The sequence below is a fragment of the Blautia glucerasea genome, assembly GCF_020537505.1.
GTDB lineage: Bacteria > Bacillota > Clostridia > Lachnospirales > Lachnospiraceae > Blautia_A.
The window spans coordinates 41,021-52,820 of record NZ_JAJBMO010000013.1 but is presented as its reverse complement, the minus strand read 5'-3'; the positions used below and the strand labels follow the sequence as shown (position 1 = coordinate 52,820).

Genomic DNA, 11,800 nt, shown 5'->3' with positions numbered 1-11,800 from the left:
ATCTTTTGGTTTTTTGTTTGGTATACAATTGTTGGATAATATTTGTTACCGAAAGTTTACCTTGCTTCATCGTAGGTTTTTTGCATTAAAGCCGTGATATGACTGACTGATATAGAGTCTCCTGCTATTTTCTGAGATATACCGTCTTCCAAAACCCATTCAACGTCACCAAGCCATCCCTGGTTACAGTTGATCGTATAACGTTGTTCAGCAAGAAGTGGTTGAAAAACATCCCAAATTCCTGTGAAAGCTTTTGAAGTAAAGGAAAAAGAAGAATGCAGTTTTTCCCAGATTTTTTTACATAAGTCGACATGTTTACTGCCGGAATAAATCGCAGTTCCGCCACCACTGGAAATAACGCCATAAATAGGAGAGCCTGTTTCATTTGCCGGTAAAGGAAATGCTCCAAGAGCATCTTCAGTCATTTTCTCTGTGAGGTAGGAAGAACTGAAGTTTCCGTTGAAAATCATGGCTGCATCGCCGTTTATGAAATGTTCAATGGCTTCAGCATTGCTCATACTTAGAGAATTTGACTGAACATAGTTGTTTTTATACAGAAGAAGATACTGATCAATTGTCTTATCCCAGGTATCTTTGGCTGTAAAAGCAGTTATACCGTCTTTTAGCTGCTGATTAAACAGAGGATTGTTTGCATATACCTGGTTTGCTGCAATTTGGTAGAGTCCAAATTGTAAGGAATAGGAATCCTTATTTCCTGAAATGATTGGAGTAATACCTGCCCGTTTTATTTTTTCGCAGACCTGTAAAAATTCAGGCCAGTTTTGGGGAATTGAAAGGTTGAGCTCCTGAAAAATCTGTTTATTATAATAAGTACATAAGGTCATGGAAACATGAGTTAAGGAATATACATGTCCATTGCAGCTGACAGGTTCTTTATTTTCAGCAGGAGCTTTTTGAACAAGTTCCAGATCATCAAGCGGTTCAAGATATCCTGCCGGGGCAAGCTTTTGTACTGCATTAGGTCCGGCAAGATTTGGCTGAATATTAAAAAAATCCGGCCCTTCCCCCATACTGAGTTTTGTGTTTAAAAGAGTATAATATTGTTCTTCTGGATAGGCTTCTACTGTAATTTCAATATCAGGAAAGTAGGGAAGTAATTGCTGTTCAAGTTTTTCTTTTTGCGTTTTTGCATAATCGCCAGTGCCGCTGACCATAAAGGTGACTTCTGTTTTTTCAGAAGTATTGTCTTGGGCTGACAGGATTTGTGGATAGGAAAATATACATAAGCTGCAGAGCGTGACTGTTGTAAAAAAATAAATTGTTTTTTTCATGAAAAGTCCTTTCTCTACCAAATTTTTAGTAGGTGTGATATGATTACAGTATAAATTTTATTTTGGAAAATGTAAACTGCAAAGAAATAATGAAACGAGGAAGAATATGAAGTTAAAGTATAGATTTTTCCTGATTTTTTCTGCACTATCATTAGTGCCGCTGCTGTTGTTTTTTTATATTGCCTATACTCATTATATTAGTTTGTCCAATACGCAGATTGTGACCACTTCATTAAATATTATGGATCAGGCTGTGAAAGAAACAAATTCTGTTTTTAGCGATATACAGCATATTCTGGAAACGGTGCAGTACGCAGCCCCTAATGAAGAATCATTTTTGCAGGAACTTCGTAAATTTTCAGATACAGATTCTGAAAATAGTGCTAAAGATATTTACGAAGCAAATAAGAGTTTGAAATCAACATTTCAAAATATGGTATTTTTATCAGAGTATATTAATGGTATTTTTGTATTTACGCCTTCTGGTGAGATTCTTGGCCAGGGGTATGGAAATGGTGTAGAAGTGCGGAGCGACTATAATCCTAAGGAATCGGAATGGTATGAAAATACATTAAGTCTAGAAGGCAAAATATATGCAGATGGGATTAAAAAAAGAGAATATCTTTTGAATGATACGCTATCTGTTTCTTTTTCCATGTGCATATATGATGTCTATTCCAGAAAATTCCTGGGAGTACTTTATGTTAACTGTGCGCCAGAGATTTTTTCGTTAGATAAAATAAATGTATTGCCAAAGTCTGCTGAATTTACGCTGAAACGGGCAGATGATGTGTTATATAGTACATCAGATGGTGATGTCGCAAAAGAAAATCAGGTTATTGAATATGAAAGAGATATTTCCTGTAATGGTGTAGTTTTGACGGCTGTTTTTGACAAAACCGAACTTGCCGCTGAGTATCGCATGATTTGGAAGCTTATGGTAGGTGCATTGCTGATTTTTTTGATTATATTTGTAGTTTTATCATATTTCCTAGCACAATATCTGACAAAGCCTATTACTGCTTTAAGCCGGATTATGGCGCAGCAAAAAGAGAAACTTATAATTTTGGAGTCACCATATTTTAATAGAACGGATGAGATAGGAACCTTATACAATCAATATTATAATATGTTGGAGGAAAATAAACGTTATATAAAATCTGAATATGAAAATAAACTGATTCTTATGGATACGCAGATGAAAGCGTTAGAATCTCAGATTAATGCACACTTTTTATATAATACTTTGGAGGCCATAAACAGTCTTGCAGAAATTGAAGGCGAAAAAGAGATTTCAACTATGGCACTGGCGTTGGGGGATATGTTTCGATATAGCATAAAGACGAAGGGTGCGGTAGTAACATTGGAAAAAGAGCTTTGCCATGTAGAGAACTTTGTTGCCATTCAGCAGATTAGATTTGACAATGCTTTTATTTTTAATATGGATGTACCTCAGGAACTTTTGTCCAGTCATATATTGAAACTGACTTTGCAGCCATTAGTTGAAAATGCTTTGTATCATGGATTGCTTAATTGTAGTATGGGAAGTACAATTACATTGTCTGCAAGAAAAGCAGGGGAGAAGCTTTATTTTTCAGTAACAGATGATGGAGTGGGAATTTCAGGGGAAGCTATGGAGCAACTGCGAAAATCATTAATGAAAAAAAGCAGTTTTGCAGAGCCGAACGGGGATGGAAATGGAAGTATCGGTTTGAAAAATATAAATTCCCGAATTCAATTATATTATGGAGAGCAGTATGGAGTAAACATTGTGAGCGAAACTGGAAAGGGAACGACAGTAACGATTTGTGTTCCTGAAATCGAGTAATCTGAGTGATAGAAAAAGAGGAATGGGAGATGTACACATATATTATAATTGATGATGAGCCGTTGATCCGTAGGGGAACTATAAAGAAACTGGAAAATTATCCTAATATAGAATGTATTGCGCAAGTGTCTAATGGAAAAGATGCTCTGGAAATTATGGAAAAGCAAAAGCCGGATTTTGTGATTACAGATATGAAAATGCCTATTATGGATGGAATGCAGCTTTTGCCTATATTATCTATACAATATACAGATACATTTATAATTGTGATTAGCGGATATAAAGATTTTGAGTATGCAAAAGAAGCATTGCGTGCCAATACATTAGATTATATTGTGAAGCCGTTCAGCAAAGAAAGTATATGGGAGGCGGTAACCCGGGTTGTAAATCGACTTGAGGACAGGGAAAATTTGAACCAGCAGATTACGTTGAATGAGGCAGAAAAAGAAAAGTTGAAGTATGAGTATGACCGCCAGATCCTGAAGAATATTCTATTTGGAATGGGGCAGGAAATTTCAAGCCTGAGTTCACAGAAAATGGCTCGAATGTCCGCTGAAAATTATGTACTTGTAACAGTAGTGGCAGAAGAGATAAACGAAAGTGAATTACTAGAGTTTATGTTTATGCGAAATATGGAAATGAATACGGTGATTTTGCAAAAAGATAATGTAGAAAATATGTGTTTTATACTGGTATTCTTTTCTGAAAAAGCATCTTATGATATTAAAATTAAATTATTGGAAATTAAAGATAGTGTAGAAAGGTTTTTTGAAAGCTGCAGGATACATCCATTTTATGGAATCAGCGGAAAACATAGTTCACTAAAGGAATTACATGAAGCATTTCTTGAGAGTACAGATGCATTAAATCAAATGACGATGATTCCTGAAAAAAATTACATAATCTATGAAGAGGGAATACATTCAGACTGTATAATAGTATGGCCTAAGGCGGAACAATTTATGTTTTTGATAGAGGCTGGAAAAATAGGTGAAGCTGAAGTGATTTTTCCAGAGTTGTTTCATTATTTTGCAAGAAATGAAAAATGTTGTTTAAAAAATGCTAAAAATTATTGCCTGGAAATGGCTGAAATCTTAAAAAAATCACTTCCGGATGAAATGCAATTGCATAAAAGTAAAGCTGCAAGTCTAAATCTCATTAATAATATGAATTTCATATTCAGTTTTAAAGAATTAGAAGAGTATTTCGGGAATCTTTTTAAAAACATGGCAATGGCATTTGAAAGTGCTGGTGTTTATTCCGAAAAAGATGTTTTAGATAATGTAAAGAAATATATTGATCTGCATTATGAAAAGAACATCACACAGGAATTTGTAGCTTCATTATTTAGATTGAACAGGAGTTATCTCAGTTCAGCGTTCAAGTCTCAGAATGGAATAAGCTTTGTAGATTATGTAAATCAAGTGAGAATAAGTCATGCTAAAGCTCTGTTAAGAAATACAGATAAAAAGATGTATCAGATTGCGCAGAGTGTAGGCTATGAAAATGTTAAATATTTCTTTCGGGTGTTCAAAAAAATGGAAGGGATTACTCCGGAACACTATAGAAATAATTAGTATGTTTAGGTATTAACAAAATTGACGAGGATATAGTTTTCTGCTATCATAAAATAATGTTTGATACAGAATAGAGAACGAGGTAAATATAAATGTGGATAGCAAATGGCTGGAAAGAATATGAAGTAATTGATACTTCCTGCGGCGAGAAGCTGGAGAGATGGGGGAAATATCTCCTTGTCCGTCCGGATCCGCAGGTAATCTGGGATACACCGAAAACTGAGCCGGGATGGCGCAAGATGAATGCACATTATCACCGCAGTTCCAAGGGCGGCGGAGAATGGGAATTCTTTGATCTGCCACAGCAGTGGGATCTTCATTATAAGGATCTTACTTTCCATCTGAAACCATTCAGTTTCAAGCACACCGGTCTTTTCCCAGAGCAAGCTGTAAACTGGGACTGGTTTGGGGATAAGATCCGCAAGGCTGGCAGACCAGTTAAGGTGCTGAACCTGTTCGCTTATACAGGTGGTGCAACTCTTGCGGCAGCAGCCGCAGGTGCATCTGTTACACACGTAGATGCCTCTAAGGGAATGGTTACCTGGGCGAAAGAGAATGCGGCAGCAAGTGGTCTTGCTGATGCACCAATCCGCTGGCTGGTAGATGACTGTGTGAAGTTTGTAGAGCGTGAAATCCGCCGAGGTAATCACTATGACGCAATTATCATGGATCCTCCTTCCTATGGAAGAGGCCCGAAAGGCGAGATCTGGAAAATTGAGGATGCCATTCATCCACTTGTGAAACTTTGCACAAAGATTCTCAGTGATGATCCACTGTTTTTCTTGATTAATTCCTACACCACCGGACTTGCTCCGGCTGTACTTACTTATATGCTGGCAACAGAGATGAAGAAGTATAAGGGACATGTAGATTCCCAGGAAATTGGTCTTCCGGTGAAGTCAAATGGGCTGGTATTGCCATGCGGTGCTTCTGGAAGATGGGAAGCGGTTTAAGAGTTGCTGCTCACTGGTAACGTTCCGCGAAGCGCGTTACTGTGAACGGAGTGAACAGTAACCGGTTTAAGGGGGATTTTATATAAAATAGAGCCAAACACTTGACAACCGACAATTTAGCATACTAAAATGGAAAAGATATACGAGGAGGATACACCAAACAGGCAACTGCCAAAGGAGGAATTTATGAAAAAATATACCGAAATGAATCATGAAGAGCTTCTGGCGCTGAAAAAAGAGCTGGATAAAGAATTCGAGGAGATCAAGGCACAGGGACTTGCCCTTGATATGTCAAGAGGAAAGCCAAGCAATGCGCAGCTGGCGCTTTCTATGGAAATGATGGACGTTCTGAGGGGCGATTCAGATCTGAAATGCGAGACCGGAGTAGATTGCCGTAACTACGGTGTGATCGATGGTATTCCGGAAGCCAAGCGTCTTCTTGGAGAAATGTCTGAGGTAGATCCGGAACACATTATCATATATGGAAACTCAAGCCTGAACGTTATGTTTGACAGTATTGCACGTTCCATGACTCAGGGTGTAATGGGAAATACTCCATGGTGCAAGCTTGACAAGGTGAAATTCCTCTGTCCGGTACCAGGTTATGACCGTCACTTCAAGATCACCGAATTTTTCGGAATCGAGATGATCAATGTTCCGATGACTCCACAGGGACCGGATATGGACATGGTAGAGAAGCTGGTAAGTGAGGATGCAGCCATCAAGGGAATCTGGTGTGTTCCGAAATACTCCAACCCACAGGGCTACACCTACTCGAAAGAAACTGTAGAGCGTTTCGCAAGACTGAAACCGGCAGCACCGGACTTCCGTATTTACTGGGATAATGCCTACAGCATCCATCATCTCTATGATGATAATCAGGATTTCCTGGTTGAGATTCTTGGGGAGTGTGCGAAGGCTGGCAACCCTGATCTTGTTTATAAATTCACATCCACTTCCAAGGTAAGCTTCCCTGGCTCCGGTATCGCAGCTGTAGCAGCTTCCAAGGCAAACCTGGATGATTTCCGCAGATATATGCAGGTTCAGACCATCGGTCATGATAAGCTGAACCAGCTCCGTCACGTAAGATTCTTCAAGGATCTTGACGGACTTCACGCCCACATGAGAAAGCATGCAGATATCCTCCGCCCGAAATTTGAGCTGGTGCTGGATACCCTTGACAAAGAGCTTTCCGGACTTGGAATCGGTGAGTGGACAAAGCCGCACGGCGGATACTTCATCTCTTTTGATTCCATGGATGGCTGCGCAAAGGCAATTGTAGCCAGAGCAAAAGAGGCTGGCGTTGTCCTTACTGGCGCAGGTGCTACTTATCCATACGGCAAGGATCCGAAAGACTCCAACATCCGTATTGCTCCATCCTTCCCTACACTTGAGGATCTTGGCAAAGCAGCACAGGTATTCGTACTTTGTGTGAAGCTTGTCAGTGTAGAAAAACTTCTCGGCTAAAAGCGTGCTGCTGTGAACGGCAGCCTTTCCGTAAAAGGTGGACCATAATTTTCTAACAGGCTCTGAAACCGGAAATTCGCGCATAGAATGTAACCATGCCAGATCAGGAAAAGTACCTGGTCTGGCATATAAAAAGAGGCAGAGTAATCTACTGTTATCTGTGAACAGTAAGCATCTGCTTTTTATTGTCTTTACCCGTCTGCATTTGGAAGGCAGAAATAAATACCGGCTATGGAGTTTATTTCCCGCATAAGGTAAATAGAAGATGTGGTCGTGTAAAGGCAATAAGAATTCAGCATAAGCAGGGAGGAATTTATGGCAAAAAATAAGGAAAAAGCAGGCGCAGGAAGAACGATTGTTATTTTACTTGTGGTTTTGCTGCTGCTTTTTACAGCAGGCGCTTATGGATATGGCGTGTACTACTTTTCCAGTCATTTTCTTCCAGGCTCTATGGTGAATGGCTTTAATTGTTCCTACATGACTTCAGAAGATACCGAGAAGCTTTTGAACCAGCGTGTGAGTGCTTATGTTCTTGCTGTGGAGACCATGAAAAACGGCCAGGAAGCCATTTCCGCCCAGGATGTGGGGCTTTCCTATGTGTCTACTGGCATTGTGAAGCAGCTGATCAGGGATCAGGACCGCTTTACCTGGTTTCTGGCCTTTAACCAGGATAAAAATTACGATATTTCAGAATCCCTCAGTTATAATGTGGAGCAGCTGCAGCAGGCTGTAGACAATCTGAACTGCATGCAGGCCGGGAATGTAGTCCAGCCTGTAGACGCCCAGATCCAGGATACCGGAGATTCCTTCGAAATCGTTCCCGAGGTGGTTGGAAATGCCCTGGACCGCACCAAGACAGAAGAAGTGATTGCCGCAGCAATGCTCCGTGGGAAAACCTCTGTAAATCTGGAGGACGAAAGCTGTTACCGGAAACCATCTGTGTACAGCTCTGATGAGCAGCTGAAATCCAACTGTGACAAAATGAACCAGCTGGCTAAGGTGATCATAACCTATGACTTTGCGGACCGCACGGAGACTGTGAACCGGAGTGTGATCAGGAACTGGTTCGGCTATGATGAGGATGGAAATGTGATCCTGGATGAAACTCTGGTGAGACAATATGTGGCGGAGCTTGGCATGAAATATGATACCATGGGACAGACACGTACATTTCTGACCTATGATAATCGGGAAGTGGAGGTAAAGGGCGGCGACTACGGCTGGGTGATCGATCAGGACGAGGAAGTAAAAGCTCTGATCGCTGCCATCGAAAGCGGTGTAACCCAGGTACGTGAGCCTGTTTATCTGTATTCCGGTTACAGCCGTGGAACCAATGATATTGGCTCCACCTATGTAGAAATCGATCTGACAAACCAGCGCCTGGTTTTTTACCAGAAGGGAACCCCGATCGTGGATACCCCGATCGTAAGCGGAAACCCTGATATTGAGGGCTGTGGGACTCCTACAGGCTGTTACGCACTGGATGCCAAGGAATCCCCGGCAGTACTTACCGGAGAGGACTACGAGGCAAATGTGACCTACTGGATGCCTTTTGCCGGAAATGTGGGAATCCACGACGCTTCCTGGCGTTCTGAGTTTGGAGGAAATCTTTATCTGTGGGAGGGCTCCCATGGATGCGTGAATGTTCCATATGACAAGGCAGCTGGGATTTATGCGAATATTGAGGTTGGTATGCCTGTGGTTGTTTATGAGTAACTATTCAGCAGGTAATATTCCGCGAGGTGTTTTGTGTGAACAAGGTTCACAGAAAACCCGGGAACCACAGCGCGAAATTATGCGGATGCATGATTTCTGTGCATCGCGAAGGGTGTAACTGTGAAGGAACTGAACAGTTTCGTTTATGAATAAAACAAAGGAGATATAAAATCATGAAGATAGTAGTTTTGGCTGGTGGAACCAGTACGGAGAGAGAGATTTCCATCGTATCCGGTACCGGAATCTGTGGAGCACTTCGTCAGAAGGGCCATGAGGCAATTCTTGTAGATATTTTTTGTGGTGTAGAGAACGTTGACTGGGAGAATCCTTTCCCGGCTGAGTATGATGTGGAGAAGGCTGCGGCATATATGAGCAGCTTTAATCCGCAGATCAAAGAGATGGAGAAAACCAGAAGAAGCTTTTTTGGTCCCAATGTTCTGGAGCTTTGTGAAAAATGCGACATTGTATTCCTTGGCCTTCACGGTGCAAATGGTGAGGATGGCAAGGTACAGGCAGCCTTTGACCTGATGGGAATCCGTTATACAGGAACTGGCTATCTCAGCAGTGCCATGGCTATGGATAAGCGCATTACCAAGGAAGTTTTCCTGATGAACCAGGTTCCTACCCCAGGCGGATTTACCATGACCAGGGACCATCTGGAAAAAGACGTTGCCAAACATGGCCTGGAGTTCCCGGTAGTCGTAAAAACAAGCTGTGGCGGTTCCAGTGTAGGTGTCTATATTGTAAATGGCCAGAAGGAGTACGAGGATGCGCTTGCTGATGCAAGCCAGTACGGGGCTGACATTGTGGTTGAGGAATATATCAAGGGACGTGAGTTCTCTGTTGCAGTGGTAGACGACAAGGCTTATCCCATCATTGAGATCGCACCGATCCAGGGGTTCTATGATTACAAGAATAAATACCAGGCAGGTTCTACTGTCGAGACCTGTCCGGCTGAGATTTCCCCGGAGTTGACTGCGAAAATGCAGGAAAATGCAGTAAAGGCAGCGAAGGCACTTGGACTTACCGGTTACAGCCGCCTGGATTTTATGATGAAAGAGAACGGAGATATGTATTGTCTGGAGGCAAACACCCTTCCGGGAATGACTCCTACCAGTCTGATCCCGCAGGAGGCGAAGGTGCTGGGCATGGATTACCCTACACTTTGTGAGGAGCTGATCCGTATTTCTTTAAAGAAGTACGAATAAAGATATAACGAAAAAGCATGAGGTGCCCTATTGGTATCGCAGAATCATTATTTCCCATATCAGACAGGACTTTATTTGGAGTGTGGTCTGGTATGGGAATATATTGCATTAAGAGAAATAGAAAATAAATAGTAAAAAATAGCATAAGGATCAAATCATATGAAAAATCTTACCCTGGAAAACCTGACAAAAGCCTGCGGCGGTGTTTATTTCGGACCAGCCGGCAAGCTGGATCAGGAAGTTTCCTCTATTACAACTGACAGCCGCAAGGCAGAAGCCGGAACCTTATTTGTACCCATCGTAGGGGAGCGGGTAGATGCCCACAGGTTTATTCCACAGGTGATGGAAGCCGGTGCCCTCGCCACCTTATCTGAGCGTACATTGGAGAATGCGGACTTTCCATACATCAAAGTGGAATCTTCCCTTCAGGCAGTGAAGGATATCGCAGAATTTTATCTGCAGCAGCTTCAGATTCCAGTTGTCGGAATTACCGGAAGTGTTGGAAAAACAAGCACAAAAGAGGTAATTGCTTCTGTCCTGAAAGAGAAATACCGTACCCTGAAAACCCAGGGAAACTTTAACAATGAGCTGGGACTTCCCCTCACTGTTTTCCGCCTTCGTGACGAGGATGAGATTGCAGTTCTGGAAATGGGAATCAGCGATTTTGGCGAGATGACACGTCTGGCGAAGATCGCAAGACCAGACACCTGCGTGATCACCAATATCGGTACCTGCCACCTGGAAAATCTTGGGGACAGAGACGGTGTGCTGAAAGCGAAGACTGAAATTTTCAAATATCTGAAAAAAGATGGCCACATTGTATTAAATGGTGACGATGATAAGCTCTGCACAGTAAAAGAGTATGAGGGAATCAAGCCGGTATTCTTTGGCATGGAAGAGGACAAGGATATTTATGCAGATGAGATCGTAAGCAGAGGACTGAAAGGAATGACCTGCCGCATCCATGCTGGCGGTGAGTCTTTTACTGCGGACATTCCAATGCCGGGACGCCATATGGTGTACAACGCACTGGCTGCTACTGCAGTTGGCCGTATTTATGGACTGACCCTGGAGCAGATCCGTCACGGAATTGAGACGTTAGAGGCCATCAGCGGAAGATTCCATATGATCGAGACCGACCGTTTCCTGATCGTGGATGACTGCTATAATGCAAACCCAATGTCCATGAAGGCTTCTCTGGACGTGTTGAAGGATGGTGCTGGCAGAAGAGTGGCGATTCTGGGAGATATGGGTGAGCTTGGGGAGAATGAAGTCCAGCTTCACGCTGAGGTTGGAGAGCATGCTGCCCAGTGTGGAATTGATGTTTGTATCTGCACAGGCCCTCTTTCCGCAAACATTGCAAAGATGGCCAGAAAGAACCCGGAGCTTACGGTTATCGAAGAACCAGACCGCGACAGCCTTCTGGCACATCTGTCTGATTATGTGCAGACCGGTGATACCATTTTGGTAAAGGCGTCTCACTTTATGCAGTTCGAGAAAGTAGTCGCTACATTGCAAGAAATGTAAAGAATGTAATGCTCTAAACGGGTTACTGTTTACTCCGTGACCAGTAACCTAGATGATACGCTGCCCTTTAAGCAGACTCTGTAGAAATAAGCAGAAGCTGTTTAAGGGGCATTTACATTTATTTCCGCTATATATTTGGCTTCTCGCGCGAAATATCAAAGCTATTCCGCAATATATCACACTTATTCCGCGATAAATCAAAAACTAACTGATATATTGCGGAACGTCTTTA

8 protein-coding genes are annotated in these 11,800 nt (G+C 42.1%); 7 read left to right on the top strand and 1 reads right to left on the bottom strand.

Features of this window, described 5'->3' with window-relative positions; translation table 11 throughout:
* Positions 1-56: 56 nt before the first annotated feature.
* The gene (locus tag LIQ05_RS11540; RefSeq protein ID WP_226820752.1) at positions 57-1,292 is read right to left on the bottom strand and encodes an ABC transporter substrate-binding protein; all 1,236 of its coding nucleotides are present in this window, start codon (positions 1,290-1,292) and stop codon (positions 57-59) included.
* 106 nt (positions 1,293-1,398) lie between these two features.
* On the opposite strand from LIQ05_RS11540, the gene LIQ05_RS11535 reads away from it, so the two are divergent.
* From LIQ05_RS11535 to LIQ05_RS11505, 7 genes are all read left to right on the top strand, one after another.
* Complete coding sequence (locus LIQ05_RS11535) at positions 1,399-3,120, top strand: cache domain-containing sensor histidine kinase (protein ID WP_226820750.1); 1,722 nt, start codon at positions 1,399-1,401, stop codon at positions 3,118-3,120.
* Between the two features lie 29 nt (positions 3,121-3,149).
* Positions 3,150-4,697 (top strand): response regulator transcription factor, encoded by a 1,548-nt coding sequence (locus tag LIQ05_RS11530; RefSeq protein WP_226820748.1) that lies wholly within the window; start codon positions 3,150-3,152, stop codon positions 4,695-4,697.
* Between the two features lie 92 nt (positions 4,698-4,789).
* The gene (locus tag LIQ05_RS11525) at positions 4,790-5,650 is read left to right on the top strand and encodes a class I SAM-dependent methyltransferase (protein WP_148461001.1); all 861 of its coding nucleotides are present in this window, start codon (positions 4,790-4,792) and stop codon (positions 5,648-5,650) included.
* Positions 5,651-5,836: 186 nt separating this feature from the next.
* Positions 5,837-7,117 carry an aminotransferase gene (locus LIQ05_RS11520; protein ID WP_226820746.1) on the top strand — a complete coding sequence of 427 codons (1,281 nt, stop codon included), beginning with the start codon at positions 5,837-5,839 and terminating at the stop codon, positions 7,115-7,117.
* Positions 7,118-7,432: 315 nt separating this feature from the next.
* Positions 7,433-8,833: a L,D-transpeptidase family protein gene (locus LIQ05_RS11515; RefSeq protein WP_226820744.1), complete on the top strand. Its 1,401-nt coding sequence runs from the start codon at positions 7,433-7,435 to the stop codon at positions 8,831-8,833.
* 173 nt (positions 8,834-9,006) lie between these two features.
* A complete protein-coding gene (locus LIQ05_RS11510) occupies positions 9,007-10,041 on the top strand; it encodes a D-alanine--D-alanine ligase family protein (protein ID WP_226820742.1) in 1,035 nt (344 codons plus the stop codon).
* 159 nt (positions 10,042-10,200) lie between these two features.
* Positions 10,201-11,568: a UDP-N-acetylmuramoyl-tripeptide--D-alanyl-D-alanine ligase gene (locus LIQ05_RS11505; RefSeq protein ID WP_226820740.1), complete on the top strand. Its 1,368-nt coding sequence runs from the start codon at positions 10,201-10,203 to the stop codon at positions 11,566-11,568.
* The last annotated feature ends 232 nt before the right edge of the window (positions 11,569-11,800 follow it).